This window comes from Planktothrix rubescens CCAP 1459/22 (assembly GCA_904830895.1).
GTDB classification, from domain to species: Bacteria; Cyanobacteriota; Cyanobacteriia; order Cyanobacteriales; family Microcoleaceae; genus Planktothrix; species Planktothrix agardhii.
On the sequence record LR882958.1, the window covers coordinates 1,475,675 to 1,493,969 of the forward strand.

General features: G+C 39.3%; 16 protein-coding genes and 1 pseudogene. 13 read left to right on the top strand and 4 right to left on the bottom strand.

What is annotated here, in order from left to right; genetic code table 11:
- Positions 1-103: 103 nt before the first annotated feature.
- Complete coding sequence (locus NMG86_RS06895; protein ID WP_081694458.1) at positions 104-2,116, bottom strand: ATP-binding protein; 2,013 nt, start codon at positions 2,114-2,116, stop codon at positions 104-106.
- 324 nt (positions 2,117-2,440) lie between these two features.
- On the opposite strand from NMG86_RS06895, the gene NMG86_RS06900 reads away from it, so the two are divergent.
- From NMG86_RS06900 to NMG86_RS06915, 4 genes are all read left to right on the top strand, one after another.
- Positions 2,441-3,598 (top strand): glycosyltransferase, encoded by a 1,158-nt coding sequence (locus NMG86_RS06900; protein ID WP_040957543.1) that lies wholly within the window; start codon positions 2,441-2,443, stop codon positions 3,596-3,598.
- A 241-nt stretch (positions 3,599-3,839) separates the two neighbouring features.
- On the top strand, positions 3,840-4,574 hold the full coding sequence (locus NMG86_RS06905) for an undecaprenyl-phosphate galactose phosphotransferase family protein (RefSeq protein WP_026797299.1): 735 nt from the start codon (positions 3,840-3,842) through the stop codon (positions 4,572-4,574).
- Between the two features lie 483 nt (positions 4,575-5,057).
- Positions 5,058-6,086 carry a GDP-mannose 4,6-dehydratase gene (gmd, locus tag NMG86_RS06910; protein ID WP_026797300.1) on the top strand — a complete coding sequence of 343 codons (1,029 nt, stop codon included), beginning with the start codon at positions 5,058-5,060 and terminating at the stop codon, positions 6,084-6,086.
- 26 nt (positions 6,087-6,112) lie between these two features.
- Positions 6,113-7,057, top strand: coding sequence for a GDP-L-fucose synthase family protein (locus tag NMG86_RS06915; protein WP_026797301.1), 945 nt, complete (start codon positions 6,113-6,115; stop codon positions 7,055-7,057).
- A 420-nt stretch (positions 7,058-7,477) separates the two neighbouring features.
- Here the strand turns inward: NMG86_RS06915 and NMG86_RS06920 are convergent, their stop codons facing one another.
- On the bottom strand, positions 7,478-7,687 hold the full coding sequence (locus tag NMG86_RS06920) for a hypothetical protein (RefSeq protein ID WP_026789228.1): 210 nt from the start codon (positions 7,685-7,687) through the stop codon (positions 7,478-7,480).
- A gap of 176 nt (positions 7,688-7,863) precedes the next feature.
- Between NMG86_RS06920 and NMG86_RS06925 the strand changes: the two genes are divergently transcribed.
- Positions 7,864-8,088, top strand: a complete 225-nt coding sequence (locus NMG86_RS06925) for a CopG family ribbon-helix-helix protein (RefSeq protein WP_233422960.1) — start codon at positions 7,864-7,866, stop codon at positions 8,086-8,088.
- A complete protein-coding gene (locus NMG86_RS06930) occupies positions 8,078-8,287 on the top strand; it encodes a type II toxin-antitoxin system RelE/ParE family toxin (RefSeq protein WP_087882222.1) in 210 nt (69 codons plus the stop codon). Before NMG86_RS06925 ends, NMG86_RS06930 begins: the two co-directional genes overlap by 11 nt.
- Here NMG86_RS06930 and NMG86_RS06935 read toward each other — a convergent pair.
- Positions 8,284-9,396 (bottom strand): IS630 family transposase, encoded by a 1,113-nt coding sequence (locus NMG86_RS06935; protein ID WP_026797113.1) that lies wholly within the window; start codon positions 9,394-9,396, stop codon positions 8,284-8,286. The genes NMG86_RS06930 and NMG86_RS06935 overlap by 4 nt on opposite strands.
- A 35-nt stretch (positions 9,397-9,431) precedes the next feature.
- On the opposite strand from NMG86_RS06935, the gene NMG86_RS06940 reads away from it, so the two are divergent.
- From NMG86_RS06940 to NMG86_RS06960, 5 genes and pseudogenes are all read left to right on the top strand, one after another.
- Positions 9,432-9,545, top strand: a complete 114-nt coding sequence (locus NMG86_RS06940; RefSeq protein WP_280518000.1) for a type II toxin-antitoxin system RelE/ParE family toxin — start codon at positions 9,432-9,434, stop codon at positions 9,543-9,545.
- Between the two features lie 231 nt (positions 9,546-9,776).
- On the top strand, positions 9,777-10,094 hold the full coding sequence (locus tag NMG86_RS06945) for a DUF433 domain-containing protein (protein WP_026797302.1): 318 nt from the start codon (positions 9,777-9,779) through the stop codon (positions 10,092-10,094).
- Between the two features lie 717 nt (positions 10,095-10,811).
- Positions 10,812-12,553: pseudogene (gene ltrA, locus NMG86_RS06950) on the top strand (group II intron reverse transcriptase/maturase).
- Positions 12,554-12,679: 126 nt separating this feature from the next.
- Positions 12,680-13,759 carry a class II fructose-bisphosphate aldolase gene (gene fba, locus NMG86_RS06955; RefSeq protein ID WP_026787600.1) on the top strand — a complete coding sequence of 360 codons (1,080 nt, stop codon included), beginning with the start codon at positions 12,680-12,682 and terminating at the stop codon, positions 13,757-13,759.
- A 399-nt stretch (positions 13,760-14,158) separates the two neighbouring features.
- Entirely contained in the window at positions 14,159-15,229 is a 1,071-nt protein-coding gene (locus tag NMG86_RS06960) for a sensor histidine kinase (protein ID WP_227358183.1), read from the top strand.
- 7 nt (positions 15,230-15,236) lie between these two features.
- On the opposite strand, the gene NMG86_RS06965 is transcribed toward NMG86_RS06960, so the two are convergent.
- Positions 15,237-16,019 carry a calcium-binding protein gene (locus NMG86_RS06965; protein WP_051319792.1) on the bottom strand — a complete coding sequence of 261 codons (783 nt, stop codon included), beginning with the start codon at positions 16,017-16,019 and terminating at the stop codon, positions 15,237-15,239.
- 192 nt (positions 16,020-16,211) lie between these two features.
- Here NMG86_RS06965 and NMG86_RS06970 point away from each other — a divergent pair, with 192 nt between their 5' ends.
- The gene (locus NMG86_RS06970) at positions 16,212-17,627 is read left to right on the top strand and encodes an HD domain-containing phosphohydrolase (RefSeq protein WP_026797303.1); all 1,416 of its coding nucleotides are present in this window, start codon (positions 16,212-16,214) and stop codon (positions 17,625-17,627) included.
- A 22-nt stretch (positions 17,628-17,649) separates the two neighbouring features.
- Positions 17,650-18,264 (top strand): pentapeptide repeat-containing protein, encoded by a 615-nt coding sequence (locus tag NMG86_RS06975; protein ID WP_026787597.1) that lies wholly within the window; start codon positions 17,650-17,652, stop codon positions 18,262-18,264.
- Positions 18,265-18,295 lie beyond the last annotated feature (31 nt).

The following is an 18,295-nucleotide window of genomic DNA, read 5'->3' on the forward strand; positions in this document are numbered from 1 at the left end:
GGAAACATCCGCAATCTTGATCAATCTCATACTATCTTCCCTTAAACTAACACTAAATGAAGAAAACGTGGGAATTGTTATTGATTATTTTGTAACCTTTAGATTAAACTAGGGCTGTTGGAAGATAAACTGTAAACTTAGAACCGACTCCAAGTTGGCTAGAAACGCTGATTTGTCCTCCCAGCATTTTGCAATAGTGATGGGTAATTGCTAAACCTAAACCTGTACCACCATACTCCCGACTTAAAGAATTATCAACTTGGGTAAAGGCTTGAAATAAATTTTTTTGTTGTTCACGAGAAATACCTATTCCGGTGTCGGTGACTTCAAAACAAATCCAATCTGAGTCTTCATTGTGTTCACGCTTCAAAGTTACGGTAACTTTGCCCTGATGAGTAAATTTCAGAGCATTACTAATTATATTATAAAGAATTTGTCGAATTTTAGTGATATCTCCCTCCATGATATCCAAATTATTTTTACAACAAATTTGTACCGTGTTTTGATTTTGCTCGGCTAGGGGTTGTAAGCAAGTCACCACATCATGAACAAAACTAGCCACTTCAAAGGTTTCTAAAGATAAAGATATTTGTCCGGCTTCAACTTTGCATAAATCCAGAATATCATTAATTAAGGTAAGCAAATGATAGCCGGACTGATGAATTTTTTCCACATCGGGTAATAGGTCATAGAGTTTTTGATCCACTACTTCTTCGAGTAATAAATCGCTAAAACCGATAATGGCGTGTAGAGGTGTTCGTAACTCATGACTCATGTTTGCTAAGAAGGTACTTTTCGCTTGGGAAGAAGCTTGAGCTTGATGTAAAGCAGTTTGTAAAATCCCTTCTACTTTCAATCTTTCTACCATTTCTATTCGCAACTGTTGGACAGCTTCTTGTAATTCTGTCGTGCGTTTTTTAACTCTAATTTCTAACTCATTCTTGACCTGAGCTAATGCTTTTTCAGCTTTGATCCGTTCAAATCGTTCAATTGCTAAGGCGACTAAATTGGCTAAGGAATCAATAAATATCCGATCTTCTAGGCTAAAGTCCTGTTGATCAATGGGATATTCAACACAAATAAACCCAATAATTTTTCCGTTTAACCAAATCGGTCTATCTAAACAGTGACTAAAAAAAGAGGCAAGACTATTGCCAATTAGTTCAGATGATTTGGATAAAGATTTAGTTAATAAATCGAGGGGATAAAATGAGAATTTTTTCAAATTAAACGGATTTGAACATAGGGAAAAGTTGTGATTAATAATTGCTGATTCCTCGGGGGAATGGTGATGGTTTTGACGTTCATACAAATCTAAACAAGTCCATTCCAAAGCATTTTGTTTAACCCAAAGTTCGTCCTCACAAGCTGGGTTTAAATCATTAACCCGTTCTTGTTCTGAAATCGAATCCCCCAGGCCACTATGGAGCCAAACACTCACTCTGTCAACATCTAAAGTATGAGCAGCGGTTTCAGTAATTTGACGAATGGCTGTATCAATATGATCATAATTACGGGTTTGTTCTCGACTTAAATCCCGTAGGGCAACATTTTGACGATAGAGGCGTTCCGTACTTAATTGTAGGGTAGCTTCGGTTTTTTTTCGCTCCGTAATATCATGAAAAATAGAAAGAATAGCTTGTTCACCTTGAAAGGGTAGAATTTGGAAAGAACCCGTCACCCAAAAGGGAGTCCCATCGGTTTTTTTAACTTGCAGTTCATGGTTATGAATATAGCCTTCTGCGATAATTTGATCAATTAATTTTTGTCGTTCTAAGGCAATAGGATAAAATCCTAGAGTTGTGATAATTTTGATTTGATTCAGGGGGAAATCAAATAACTCACTACAGAAGGAATTAGCATATAAGATTAAACCATCGGATAAACGGCTAATCATAATCGGAATCGGTGTGACTTCTGCGATCGCTTCAAAAATTTCTCGTTGTGGTGGAATCATGAGTTCAGAACTATCGGCAGAAACAGGAGATTTATTTTTTTGTTTTTCATGCCAAATTTTTAGGTCAACGGTAGTATTTTTCCAGTTTTCAGATTCTGGAAAAATAGGATTTTTTTGATCCATAAAAGATTCTGGAGAAAGTTTGTTTTCTAGCATCATTCAAGGGTTTAAGGGTTGAATCAAAGTTCGATTAACTGGTTTTTGCTAATTGTTAAGTTAGGGAAAAATAGACCCGCAACTAATCTAGTTGTGTGTATCTCTTATTCTCTAGTTAATACTAGGTAGAACCTAGATCCGTATTCTGCCGATGACCGTTACTTTGCGGGGGAAGTGTATCGTCCTTTACATTTTCCCTGCACCCTGGAGATTCTAAATAGTGTAGAACAGGATAGTCTGATTTGGGCAAAGATACCCTGATTTTATATGTTCCTCTAATTTAATTCCCAAGCTGTGGGATATTAATTGTTGCACTCTCTCGGACGGATGTTTGCTGTGTCGTTAACCTATGCAATGGTTCATGAATGGTTAACACCCCTGGCGACGGGAGGTTCAGAACTCGTTGTCCAGGAAATTCTCAACCATGTTCAGGCGGATGTTTACTCCCTGATTGATTTTGAATCCACCAACCCCGATAGCTATTTGTATCAACGCTCCATCGGTACAACCTTTCTGCAACATTTCCCCCAAGCGCGTTCGGGGGTACAAAAATATCTGCCCTTACTACCTCTGGCCATCGAACAACTAGACATCCGAGGGTATGACGTGATTCTCTCCTCCTCCCATGCGGTGGCTAAAGGAGTGCTCACCAGTCCCCATCAACTGCACCTCTGTTACTGCCATACACCCATGCGCTACGCCTGGGATTTAACCTTTGACTACCTGAACAGCAGTTTAGCTGGAAAGGGTCTGCAAGGGGCATTTACTCGCTATCTGTTGCATCGTTTGCGGCTGTGGGATGTGGTCTCGGCGAACCGGGTGGATTATTTTATGGCCAATTCCAAACATACAGCCCGACGGATTTGGCGCTGTTATCGTCGCCGGGCTACGGTCATTTATCCCCCTGTACAGATAGAACGCTTTCAGTTTCAACCGCAAAAACAGGATTTTTACTTAACGGTTTGTCGTTTAGTCAGTTATAAAAAAATCGCCTTGATTGTCCAAGCCTTCAATCGTCTAGGATACCCGTTAGTTGTGATTGGGACTGGGGCGCAATTGAATGCTATTCAAGAAATGGCAAAACCCAATATTCAGGTGTTAGGGTGGCAACCAAATGACGTCGTAGACCAGTATATGAGGGATGCTAAAGCCTTTGTTTATGCCGCCTGTGAGGATTTTGGTATCGCCTTAGTCGAAGCTCAAGCCTGTGGGACTCCGGTAATTGCCTACGGGGTCGGAGGTGCTTTGGAAACGGTGCGAGATCTGCGACAATATCCAGATTCTGCAACGGGTTTGTTATTTTCCGCCCAAACCGAGGAGGCCTTAGTGGAGACAGTAGAAGCCTTTGAGCAGTCTAAGGACAAGTTCAACCCCGATATGGCCCGATTAAATGCCACTCAATTTAGCCCGAAACAATTTCAAGAACATTACTTGGGATTCGTAGAGCATTGTTTGCAACAGTTTCAATCGGGCAATATCAGCTAAAATGCCAATTAATTTCGGACTTATGAAAATCCGTTCCCGATTATAGAGGGTTGAAAACCAAGGAATACCTAGATTTGTGGGTAACAAAATTTAGCTGTTTCCCCCTCTGTCCTTGAGTTTTCCCGTTTTAAGCAGAATGCTTTTCTATCCGAATTTTGACGAACTAAAGCCGAATTACCTATATTGGGTGTCTTGAGGCTTTATGATCAGGACTGTGTGTGGTGTGAATTGAAGGAGTAAGATGACTGCCAATAGCCAACTCATCTTTGGTAAGGGACTTCGGCGTGGGTTCACAAGGCGAGGGGTTTTACCCTTGGCCTATCGAGCAATACCTGAACGCCTCTCTCTACAGCGTGTAGATGAGGAATTTTGGAAGCGATTATTTGATATTGTCTTCTCTCTGTCTGTTTTGATTTTATTTGCTCCGGTTTACTTAATTTTGGCTCTGCTGATTGCATTAAGCTCTCCAGGGTCAGTTTTTTATGTACAGGAGCGCGTCGGAAAAAACCGCAAGTTATTCGGCTGCATTAAATTCAGAACGATGGTGAGTAATGCCGATGAAATATTAACGCAAATCATGGAAACTTCTCCCCATTTACGAGAAGAATTTCAGAACAATTTCAAACTCAAACATGATCCTAGAATTACTTGGATAGGTCGGTTTCTGCGGGTAACCAGTTTAGATGAATTTCCCCAATTTTGGAATGTTTTAATCGGAGACATGAGTGTAGTTGGCCCTAGACCTTTGGTTGTGGAAGAACTACACAAATATGGTCGTCACATGGATAAAATCCTAACGATTAAACCCGGGATTACTGGACTGTGGCAAGTTTCGGGACGCAATGATATTCCCTATCCTCGGCGAGTTCAGATGGATTTATACTATGTCACTTTCAAGAATTTTTGGACAGACTTTGGAATTGTCGTTAAAACTATTGGGGTTGTGATTTTTCCTAAAAATAATGGAGCTTATTAGTTCAAACAGAAAAATACATAGGTAATTTTATTTCCCCTTAACTCTTTTATCGACGGGTTTAGGGGTTTTCTTTTGAGTCTAGTAGAGGTAGAATTAAATACTTAAGTTAAGTTTATATCTCCGGTTTCTAAATTAAACGGGTAGAAGTAGGAATTTAGCCTAACCTTGAATTAAACCTGATCTAAGGTTAATTTGGTTGTAGCTACGATCCTAAAACTCAAGGATCTACAAGATCACCTTGACTCCGAAATTGCTGAATATGTTTCAGGGTGCAGATTAAGTAGTTACACAAAATAAATTACCTAGTTGAGAGAGGGAACATCCCCCCCTAGCCCCCCGTGCACGGGGGGCTAGGGGGGAAGGGAACAGGGTGGAGGATGTGTAATTAATTTTGTTTAGGTACTTAACACACTCCCTAGATTAGTTATTAGGTATAATCAAACTAGGGAACATTAACCGATAAAACTCTAAGGAATAGTTTAAATGACAGAACGTAAACGGGCATTAATTACTGGAATCACTGGTCAAGATGGCTCGTATCTAAGTGAATTATTACTAGAAAAAGGCTATGAAGTTCATGGGATTATCCGCCGATCTTCTAGCTTTAATACCGATCGCATTGACCATATTTATAAAGATCCTCACAACCCTGATGCTCGATTATTTCTACACTATGGAGATTTAACCGATGGTACAACTTTACGGCGGATTATTGAAGAAGTTAAACCCGTAGAAATTTATAATCTGGGCGCTCAATCCCATGTTCGGGTCAGTTTTGACTCTCCAGAATATACGGTTGATGCCGTTGGGATGGGGGTATTACGTCTATTAGAAGCAATTCGAGATTATCAACAACGTACCGGAATTGAAGTTCGATTCTATCAAGCAGGTTCCTCAGAAATGTTCGGGAAAGTGTTAGAAATTCCCCAAAAAGAAACCACACCATTTTATCCCCGCAGTCCCTACGCCTGTGCTAAGGTTTACGGACATTGGCAAACCGTAAACTATCGAGAATCCTACGGTTTATTTGCCTGTAATGGGATTTTATTTAACCATGAAAGTCCCCGTCGTGGCCCTACTTTTGTCACCCGAAAAATTACCCGGGCGGTGGCTCGAATTGTCAAAGGAAAACAAAAAGAAATCTATTTAGGAAATCTCGACTCAAAACGAGATTGGGGCTATGCTAAAGATTATGTTCGAGCTATGTGGCTGATGCTCCAACATTCTGAAGCAGATGATTATGTAGTTGCTACAAATGAAACCCATTCGATTCGGGAATTTCTTGATATTGCCTTTGGTCATGTTAATTTAGATTGGCAAAATTACGTCAAATTTGATGAGCGTTATCTGCGTCCGGCGGAAGTAGATATTTTAATTGGTGATCCGGGTAAAGCTAAAGAAAAATTGGGCTGGGAACCCAGTATTACCTTTGAAGGATTGGTGAAATTAATGGTAGATTCCGATCTTAAAGCCTTAGAAGAAAATCAAGAACCAACCCATCAATTTGATTAATTACTGATACAATAGAGGCTAAATTTATGAATTCCTTAGATTTGAAAAATAAACGGATTCTGGTAACAGGAGGTGCAGGTTTTTTAGGACGTCAAGTGGTCGCTCAACTACTCCAGTCGGGCGCCGATCCAAATCAGATTATGATTCCTCGTTCTCAGGAGTATAATCTTTGTACCTTAGATGCTTGCCAAAAAGTTGTTCAGGGTCAAGATATTGTGATTCATTTGGCCGCGCACGTTGGCGGAATTGGCTTAAATTTAGTAAAACCTGCGGAACTTTTCTATGATAACTTAATGATGGGAACTCAATTAATTGAGAGTGCCTATCGTGCGGAAGTCCAAAAGTTTGTCTGTGTCGGAACAATTTGCGCCTATCCTAAGTTTACCCCAGTTCCTTTCAAAGAAGATGATCTTTGGGAAGGTTATCCCGAAGAAACTAACGCACCTTATGGAATTGCTAAAAAAGCCCTATTGGTGCAGTTACAATCCTATCGTCAACAGTATGGTTTTAACGGTATCTATCTGTTACCCGTGAATTTATACGGCCCAGAAGATAATTTTAATCCGAAAAGTTCCCACGTGATTCCCGCGTTAGTTCGTAAGGTTTATGAAGCTCAAAAACGGGGAGATAAAACCCTTCCGGTTTGGGGAGATGGCAGTCCGACCAGGGAGTTTCTTTATTCAACGGATGCGGCGCGGGGAATTGTGATGGCAACTCAATTATATAATGAACCCGACCCAGTTAATTTAGGAACAAATCACGAAGTCACAATTAAAGACTTAGTAGAAACGATTTGTGAATTAATGGAATTTCAGGGAGAAATTGTTTGGGAAACCGATAAACCTAACGGTCAACCTCGCCGTTGTTTAGATACAACTAGAGCTAAAGAAAGGTTCGGGTTTGTGGCAGAAGTTGGCTTTAAAGAAGGGTTGAAAAATACTATTAATTGGTATCGTCAACACGCGGAATAATAGTTTGAAATAATAATTAGGGTGTGTTAACATTAAGTTACGCACCCTTTTTTGATCAATATTAAATCCCTTGTTGTTGGGCTTTAGCCCAAGAATATAGGGGCTAAGGCTCAACAACTGGGGAGTTTTGTTTTGGGCTAAAGCCCCCAAAAAAGACAGGGCTAAAGCCCAACAACGAACAACGATAATTAGCTTAATCTCAAGGAGTTTGACTAGCAAAACAATTGTAACAAATTATTGTCAATTCTTGTCAATTTAAGAGTGATCGTTTATAATATATGGTATGAACTGGAACTAAGGCATAATTAGTTATTGTTTATCGTTCTAAAGCTGTCCAATTTTGTAATACTTTTTTATGAGCGTCTTCATTTCTTATTTCCAGAGCTAAAATATAGCTAGTATCTAAAAAATAGATATTTTTCATGGAATATACAGATAATGATCATGGTTAACTGCGCCATCTTTTACATCACATTCCACAGGGTTTGAACCTAAATCCCAAATAGAAGATTCTTTTTTGATACTCGTAATAATAATTTTTTCCTGTTCTTGAATGATTTCAAACTCTTGCTCTTTTCCTAACATTTCTTTAGGTATTAATAATCCTTGCTCTGTTGCTATTAATCTCATTTAAAATTACCTCAATTGATTATGTTATTTAATTTGTCGAGTGAGTTATGCTATTCAATTATAATCTATTTTAGCCGCGATCGCACCTTTTGTTATTTGGGAAAAAAAGGAAGATATGTTATAATGGCATCATACTATTGATAATAACCACACAAACAATGAACAAAGAAAACATAATGCTAACATTGGACAGCGAGAAAAAAGCTGCAATTTCTGCGATCGCTACCCTAATGGAAAGGGATTTCAGCGACGTAGTTAATGAGGCAATTGCCAGCTATCTGGATATTAATCAATGGCTAAGTTCAGAGATCGAGAGAGGTATTGGTGAAGCAGAAGCAAATGACTTTGCCAGCGATGAAGAAGTTCAAGGTGTTTTTGCTAAGTTAATCAATGAAAATTAAGTGGCTGCGAAGGGCGCTGCGAAATCTGGAGATATTGTACACATATATTTCTTCTGACGATGCAGACGCAGCAAGGCAAACTATTGTGAGGATTCAAGATGCTGTGAATCAATTAGCACAATATCCATTTATGGGAAGATATGGTCGTGTAGAAGGTACTAGAGAACTTGTCATTGCTAATAAGCTGTTATGCATTTAAACTGTGATTATAGCATTACCTTTGTTTTTAAGTTTACGTCCCCATTTAATAGATAACTGTCCCTCATTTAAAAGCTGATGCAATAAACACTCTAGCTCATCAACTGATTTAAAGAGTCGATTAGCAATATATTCTTTAGCTGAATGCCAGACCAATTCAATTAAATTATAATCTGGACTATATTCTGGAAGAAATTCTAAATAGATATTAGGCATTTCTGCTTTAATTTTTTCTAGGTATTCTTCTTTTTTGTGAAAACTTGCATTATCAAGAATAATGACAATCTTTGCTCCTTTTTCTACAAATTCTTCTGCTTGATTTCCCGCTAATACCCACTCATGAATTAGCTCTTGATAAAAACTTTTTAACACTTGATAAAAATTATTTGCATTCCCTTTATCCAGAAATTCTACAAATCTTTTTTTGTCCGAGTACCTCAATCCTCCCATAACATTAACTTTTCCTTTCCTTCTGTCTCCTCTAATCTTTCTTCTCTTTCCTTTTTCACACCAGTTCTTTCTTTTTATTACTCTTAAATTAAATCCACTTTCATCCCAAAACCATACCTGTAATTGTTCTGGACTTTCTTTTGTTATTTTTAAATATTCTTCTATTTTATTTTTAAATAATTTCCTTTTTTCTGGATCTCTTTTCTCTTCCAAGCTATACTTTGCCCACAAGTAAACATACTTTTTTTTCTTTAATATCCTTCTCACTTGTGAACCACTTAATTTTATTTCTGTGATTTGTTCTAAATAAGTTGCCAATCTTTCTCCTGTCCATCTCCCAAATTCATATCCTAATTCTTCCGGTTCTTTTTCTACAGTTTCTAATAATATCTCTATATATTTATCTGTGGCTTTTCTATTATTTCCTTTCATTCTTTCATCTTTCAGGCTTTCTAACTTGTCCGGATCTCCATGTACACACCAATAACATACTTTATTTATTGAACATCCCAAAAAATTGGCAATTTCACTTTGTTTTTTACCATCATTTAGCAATAGTAGAATCAAGATTCTTTCTCTGATTTGTCCATTTTCTTCCTCTTTCAATCTTTTCTGTAGTTTCTCTACTTGCTTTTCATTTAAGTGATTTTTAGCAGGCATCTTTTTATTGATTTTTCTAAACTTAGTTTTTCATTATACCCTATTTAGATGCTGAACAGCTTACACCTTATCTTGTCATTTACCGAGTAAAAGAGGAAACTGTACAAATCATTCGGCTTCTTCATGCTTCCAGAAAATATCCAGAATGAGGGCAAGTTGTTTTGAAATCGGGGAATGAAGAAAATAAGAACGATCGCATCTTCTAAATAAAGAGTGATCGCCCCTAATAAAAAAGGAGCGATACCAGTACATTTATTCATTAATTAGAGTTCGGCTAATACTATTGGTGAATAGTTAAATTTTTAGCGGCGATCGCGCTGCATTTGTTTGTGCTAACATTAAAGAGCTTAAACATTAACTATTAAGAGTCTTTTACTATAATGTCTAAGGAATCTGTCATCACAGAACATATTGAAATCACCCCTGGAGTTCTTGGTGGTAAACCGTGCATTTCCGGTCATCGAATTGCTGTAGAATACATCGCCGAAATGTATCTCAAAATGGGGATTTCTATAGAAGAAATCGCGGGTAAGTATGATTTGCCTCTAGCCTCTGTTCATGCAGCAATGACTTATTATTACGATCATAGAGAAGAAATTGATCGTCGCACTGCTGAAAGTCGAGCTAGGGTGGAAGAATTAAAGCGCAATAGTCCACCATCTCCGTTACAAGAAAAATTGATCCTAATTAGGAGGTGAGGGGGAGTTATAATGAAACTACCCGTGCGAGACGTTCGGTGCCAAAGTCAAGGATTAAACCCCGAAACGTAAGCAGGGAGATAGGTTCAGACAATTGGCAAATGGAGTTAAATCCACTAATAAATCCAATTAAGCCTGTCTTAACTTTGGAAATGTGACCTTAAAGGAAGGTCAATCTCGGAGTCAACGGTACGGATTACCGTACCTGAGAGATATAGGCAATACCCACAGAGCCAGACTGATTATCAAAACTCTGAAGCTGGGTATAACGGGAAACCGGGTGTAAGTCAAATGCCTAAGGAGTTCTCTAGCCAATTGCTCAAGAATAACGTAAGTGAACATCCGACTTGAACCGTCGTAATCATTAAGTAGCGAAACGACTTGTCACGCTGCGTTCAAAAGAACAAGGGGAACAGATAGAAGTTTTTATGTACTTCTATAAAAGGTAAGGTTTTGAGTAGAACACTTACTTAGACTCCCAAAAGTACCCCGGCGGATAGGATGATTCTAAAGGCAATAAACCCATTTTCAAGGAACGTTAAAACCCCCTCATATACCCCTACAGAGGTCGAATATTGTTAGGTAGCCACAAATCTAAGGCGTATGTTATGAGGGCGAGAGATGGAGTCAGAAGCCAATGCCTAAATGTAATGTTTAGGATACGCAGACAGATTCCGGTTTAGTTGTTAGGTAAGGTTGTTAACAGCAGTATAAACGGTGAAAACGAGTTTCAAGACTACGGAAGCATGGAATACTATAAATTGGGCGAAAGTTCAAAGAAAAGTATTCAAGCTGCAAAAGCGAATTTACCAGGCATCATTATCGGGACAAAATGCAAAGGCTCGAAAACTTCAAAAACTTCTAGTTAAGTCATATTACGCCAAACTCTTAGCAGTTAGAAGGGTAACTCAAGATAATCAAGGCAAGAAAACAGCCGGGGTAGATGGTGTTAAATCCATCACACCCAAACAACGATTAGAACTTGTCGGAAACTTGAATAAATACCAAAAGGCGAAACCACTCCGAAGGAAATGGATACCCAAACCCAACGGAGAAGAACGTCCTCTAGGAATCCCAACTATAAACGATAGAGTCAGACAAGCCTTGGTGAAATCTGCATTAGAACCACAATGGGAAGCCAGATTTGAAGGTGAAAGCTACGGGTTCAGACCCGGACGCTCTACCCACGACGCAATGTCAAGAATCTTCCAAAGCATCAATAAAGGTGAATATTACATCTTAGATGCTGACATCTCAAAATGTTTTGACCAGATCAACCATGAATACCTACTGTCCAAAATTGATTGTCCATCAACAATGAAAGCTCAAATCAGACAATGGTTAAAAGCTGGAGTTATGGATAACGGCATATTTAGCGCAACAGAGACAGGCACTCCACAAGGAGGGGTCATTAGTCCTCTACTTGCTAACATCGCACTGGATGGAATGATGAGTTTAGTTAGGAGCTTGTTCCCAAAGAAAACGAGCAACAACAAAAACTACGCAACAGTCATCAGATATGCCGATGATTTTGTGGTTATTAGTCCACAATTAGAGGTCATTCAACAGTGCCAGGTTGCTATCGAAGAATGGTTAAAACCTGTAGGGTTGGAACTGAAACCAGCCAAAACCCGTATATGCCACACACTGAAAGAAATTGAAGTAAAAGGCGAAAAGGTAGCACCAGGATTCGACTTTCTAGGCTGGAACTTTCGACAATACCCAGTGGGAAAACACCATTCAAGTAAAACCGGAAGTCAAAAACCCAAAATATTAGGGTTTAAAACCATAATTAAACCTAGTAAGAAGGCAACTAAAGCTCACGCGGAAAAAGTCAAAGAAGTGATTAAAACCCACAGAACTGCACCTCAATACGCATTAATCAAACGCCTAAACCCGGTCATAAGAGGATGGTGTAATTACCATTCCAAAGTTGTTTCAAAAGAAACATTTTCCTCATTAGACCATATTACCTGGCAAAGATTAAGAGCATGGACAGTTAGCAGATGTAGAAAAGCAAGTTACAAGAAACTGAAACAGTATTTCAGAAAAAACGGAAATAGAGCATGGAGTTTTGAAACCCAAGATGGACATAAACTACTTACCCATGCAGAAACACCTATTACCCGTCATGTAACCGTAAGACCTGAAGCATCACCTTATGACGGAAACTGGACATATTGGAGTACAAGAAAAGGCACGTCTTATGATGTACCTAAACGAATAGCAACTCTGCTTAAAAAACAGAAAGGTAAATGTAACTTCTGCGGGCAATATTTTATCCCAGAAGATATTGCAGAAATCGACCATATCATCCCTACGACATTAAGCGGAAAAGATGAATATAAAAATCTGCAATTATTACATCGCCATTGTCACGATATTAAAACGGCAACCGATGGGTCTTATAATTTAAAAGGAAAACCGGATGCTCTGATGATAATAGTCAACTAGACTAGGAGCCGTGTGCGGTGAAAGTCGCAAGCACGGTTTTGAATGGGAGGTGAGGGTTGTAAAGCCCTCGTCGACCCTAATAGGACGATCTCGGAACCAATTTACAAAACAACAACTTAGGAGGCAATTTTATGGCGCTCGTACCCATGCGGCTTTTGCTAGATCATGCGGCTGAAAACGATTATGGACTTCCTGCATACAATGTGAATAACATGGAGCAGATCCAAGCCATTATGCAGGCTGCGGAAGAAACTAATAGCCCTGTGATTTTGCAAGCTTCTCGCGGCGCTCGTCAATATGCGGGCGAAAGCTTCCTACGCCACCTGATTTTAGCGGCGGTGGAAACCTATCCCCACATCCCCATTGCCATGCACCAAGATCACGGCAACTCTCCCGCTACCTGCTATTCTGCCATGCGTCATGGCTTTACTAGCGTGATGATGGATGGTTCCCTGGAAGCCGATGGTAAAACCCCTGCCAGCTTTGAATATAACGTGGCTGTCACCCTGGAAGTGGTGAAAGTGGCTCATTCCATTGGCGTTAGTGTTGAAGGTGAACTGGGTTGTTTAGGTTCCCTGGAAACCATGCAAGGTGACAAAGAAGATGGTCACGGTGCAGAAGGAAAGTTAACCATGGAACAACTGTTAACTGACCCCGACCAAGCCGTTGAGTTCGTGGAAAGAACCCAAGTAGACGCTTTAGCGATCGCTATTGGAACCAGTCACGGAGCTTACAAATTCACACGGAAACCGACTGGTGAAATTCTGGCCATTAGCCGCATTGAAGAAATTCACCGCCGTTTACCGAATACTCATTTGGTGATGCACGGTTCTTCTTCTGTTCCTGAAAATTTGTTAGAAATCATTAACAAATACGGCGGTCAGATCCCTGAAACCTACGGGGTTCCTGTGGAAGAAATCCAAAAAGGAATTAAGAGCGGTGTTCGGAAAGTTAATATTGATACTGACAACCGTTTAGCCATTACCGCCGCCTTCCGGGAAGCCGCGTTCAAAGATCCTTCTAACTTTGATCCCCGTCACTTCCTGAAACCTTCTATCAAATATATGAAGGAAGTTTGTGCGGATCGTTATAATCAATTCGGTTCTGCGGGTAATGCAGATAAGATCAAAGTTCAAACTTTAGATGAGTTTGCAGCTAAGTACGCTAAAGGTGAATTGAGTGCTACTACTAAAACGGCTGTGGCAGTTTAATTAATCGGCCCTCAGTTTTAGCTTTAAAGCGTCTAAGTTGATGAATTGAAAGCCTGGTTTCTTAAAAAAGAAGCCAGGTTTTTCCTTGTAGTAAGCCCTTCAGGGCTTAATTTTGATTTGAAACTCAGTGATTAAGATTTCCGTCCTGGCAAAAAAGGGGGATTTCAAAATCAACTTTGCAAGATAGCATAGGAGGGGAAGTTTTAATATAGCAACCGCCAAGGCAGTTAAGACACCAGACGGATCTTGGAACCCAGACGGTAAAGTGTTTTCCCCCTGGCCGTGCACGGGGGGTTTGGGGGGCTGTTCCCTGATCCGGCGTTCCCTGCTATATCGCTAAAAATTAACCTTTGGAGCAACTGACGGGTGTAATATATGGGGCAAAAGCTCAGACAATCAATGGAGCTAAAGCGAGGAGTGCCAATTGCTATAATAGCTTTGATAGCATTGGGAGTTATTGCTTATCTTGCTCACAGTTTTTCGGTATCCAAAGTATTGATACCGATTGTTTCCGTATTAGTGGCTTTTTTCAGTTCTCTAATGGCGTTAATTTATTATCAAAATCTGCAACAGTTAAAACAAAAAAATGCTTCCTTAGAGGCACTATTACAAACTACGAAAGAACGGTTTTTACTAGAAAAACATGATCTAGGAAAACAACTGAAAACAACGGTTGAAAAATATAGCAATCTTGAATCTAAAAATAAAGTTTTGCAGGAGATGAATCATCGAAAAGATGATTTTCTGAGGCAAACATCCCATGAGTTAAGAACTCCGATGAATGGGATTATTGGTTCCTTACAACTCCTATTGGATGATTTATGTGATGATCGAGATGAAGAACTGGAGCTTTTAAAACAAGCCCATGATTCTTCCCTGCATCTATTAACGTTAATTAATCAGGTTTTAGACTTAGCTCGAATTGAAGAAGGTAGAATTTCTTTTGATATTAAAACTATTGATTTACAGGCGTGTTTAACGGCCGCTCTTTACCTACAATTTTCTAATATTCGTCAAAAAGGATTACGACTCTATAAACAGGATTATTCCCACCGAATTAATGTCAAAGCTGACCCCACAAAACTTAAGCAAATTTTCATTAATATTATTGGGAATGCCATTAAATTTACAGACCGAGGCAGTATTTCAATTAGTACAGAAATTCGTCATGGTAATCATCCTCAAACACAAGAGAGTGAAGAAATAGCTGTGATTACGATTAAGGATACGGGAATTGGGATTTCACCTCACATTCAAGAAAAACTATTTCAACCCTTTGTGGTGGAAGATGAATCTCGACTCCACACCCTAGGAAGTACCGGATTGGGATTAGCAATTTCAAAAAATTTAGTCGAAATGATGGGAGGTAGAATTCAATTAGTTAGTCCAGGGAAGAATCAAGGAACCATCATTGAAATCTTTTTACCCTTAAGTGATGGAGAAACCTACAATTCATATTTAAACGAATAAACTAACCTCAAGGAGTCGGGAAAAAGAGAAAGGAAGATGTTAATAATTGTTGGGGTTGAATATTTTCTAAAAAGCCAATAATTTGACCTGTGCCTTGAACTTCAATTAAAGTTCCACCGCCAAGGGTACGTTCAATACTAGGAAATACCCCTCGCACAGCTTCTGGGGGAATGGAGGTTAAACGCAACTGAGCAAAAGAAGGAACTCCACTAACAATAATTAGATCTTCTCCGGGGGTAAAATCCGTAATTATATCTGCATTAGTGGGAATAAAATTGGATGAAGAACCTGTATTTTCGGGAGGAAAAGCACGAACCGAAAAGTTGTCAATCCCAAATCCTCCGGTTAACTGATTTATCCCTTTATCTCCGGCCAGATAATCATTTCCTCCTCCGCCCAAAAGGGTATCATTTCCCTGTCCTCCATAAACAGAATCATTCCCATCTCCGCTATTAATATAATCCGCACCTAAATTTCCTTGAATAATATCATTGCCATTTAAACCGATCAAAGAATCGTTTCCTTTCCCTCCAAATAAACTATCATCTCCAGCACCTCCCGATAGGGTATCCTGCTCCTCTAAACCATAAATGGCAAAGTTAAACGGGGCAAGAAACGGAGAGACTTGAATATAATCTGGGCCACTTGTGCCAATATATTGACCCTTTCTATTGACATCTTTTTGGGTAATCGTAATAATATTAACCCCCACTAGGGAAGTTGTAGTCCCTGTGGACATTGGCACAGGTTGTGAAACAGATAGAGATGAAAAATCTGGTTGCATTGTCATAAATCGACTCTCCCTAAAACATTAAGGCAAAGGAAATCACTGGGTTTCAAAAGCAATAACATCTTACGGTGATTGATCCTACCCTGGATTGGGGGCGATCTCGACAAGAAATTGAAAATTTTTCATGATTGACCCTGAAATTCTGCCCATAACAGTTAAGATTTAAGGAATAGTCGGGACTCGCGTTTGCAAATGAATCCAGAATCCACACTCAATCAGCTTAAATCGTCCCTTGGGGATGGTCAACTGCCTTCTAGTTACGGTGTCTACTTCAAAAATACCCTAGTTGCCCTGTGTCATGCCCTCGAAGATCACATTTTACAAAATAGTGATGCCACACCGGATCAACAACCTCTAGTATTAGTCACATTTCAGGAGGGAAAATGGTATCTTCAAGAAGCCGAACGGTATTTTGATATGGTTCAATCTTGTCGCCATGTTGTGATTAGTGCCGTTGCGGATAGTGGATTTTTGACCCATCGCACCGGGCAATTAGAGAATGTTTCTTTAATTAATTTAGACCCTTCTGATAGTTTAGTGATGGAGTGGAATTTAATTATTTTAGCTCCGAGCTATACCACTATGGTATTGTGCCATGAATTGATGTTGGAAGAATATCCGGCTCATAGTCAACCCACTATTGATACTGAACGAAAGTTTTATGGATTATGGACATTTGATCAGAAATTAGTTCAGAAAGCTGCTGAAATTTTAATTGAGCGTTTTCGACCATATAATCCCGAATTAGCAGATAATTTATTGGCACAACATCAGCAAATTGTAGCTACACCTTATCACCAGATTCCTGATTTAACCAGCGTGGTTTCTCGGATTGTTAGTTATTTACAATCTTCTCAACAAGAATTAATTACCGTTAACCGCCAAACCCGGGAATTATGGGAATTAGAAGGGCAAGCCAAACGAGTCAGCCGGAATATTAGTGGCAATAAATTACAGGCGTTTTTAAGAATGGCACAACGGGTGGATGAACGAGATCACGATAACCCCTGTGCTTCCTTACAAGTAGCAGCTTTATCAGAAACCATTGGTCAAATTTTAGATTTGCCTACGGTGACTTTAAGGCGGTTACGGTTAGCGGGATTATTATATAGAATTGGGTTAGCATCAGCACCGGATGAGGTGTTTAATCAAACCCCGGAAGAAATGGATGATGCCACGAAAAGGTTTTGGTCAGAACGGACATTAATTGGGGCTAGATTATTGGAATCTATGCCAGAATTATCGGAAGTTCGGGATGTCGTGTATTATTATTTAGAACATTGGGACGGCACGGGCAAACCCAATGGTTTAAAAGGAGAAGAAATTGATATTAAATCCCGAATTTTAGCTGTTGTAGCTTATTTTCAAGCCTTTATTCAACCCCGTGGTAAACGTCCGGCTTTGGGTTTAAGTGAAGCGCTAGAAAAATGTCAGGAGTTGAGTGGAACTCGGTTTGATCCAGCCATAATTGAATCTTTAAAAACCGTTGTAAAATTAACGGAAATAGGGTTGATGCAATTGCCAACTCAACCCAGTCAATTACCGAATATTTGGTTAGAGGAGGAGTTAACTTCTAAATCTCAACCTCAAAAAGAATCTAAAATTTAAGTTGTTTCAATCATCATTGATTATGACTATGACTCGCACATTATCGGTTGATTTTAATGCCATTAAACAAGGAAATATTAAAGACCTGACTAATATGAATTTATCCGGTATTGATTTGTCCGGTATTGATTTGTCCGGTGCTAATTTATCTGGGGCTAATTTATCTGGGGCTAATTTATCCGGGGCTAATTTACAAGGAGCGCAACTCCGAGCTAATTTAAGAGGGGCTGATTTATCCGGGGCTAATTTATCTGGGGCTGACTTGAGAAATGCTGATTTAAGGGGGGCTATTCTATTCGATGTTGAGGTAAAAGAAGCGAGTTTTGCTGGAGCTTTTTTAACCGGAGCCACCTGTGGAAATTTGGATTTAAGTGGTATTGATTTAAGAGGTGCAGATTTACGCGGTGTTAATTTATCCCAAGGAATTTTATATCAAGCGGATTTAAGAAATACTAATTTATCCGGTGCAGATTTATCTCAAGCTGATTTAGAAGAAGCTAATTTATCCGGCGCGGTGTTGCGAGGAACAAATTTAGAACGGGCTAATTTACTATGTGCAATTCTGGAACAAACCTTATTTCTAGGTGTGGTTTTAGATGGCGCTTGTCTGGAAGGAACAGAGTTAGGGAATTGTTGATGGTTTCTAGTTTAAATCCGTCTAAAATTTG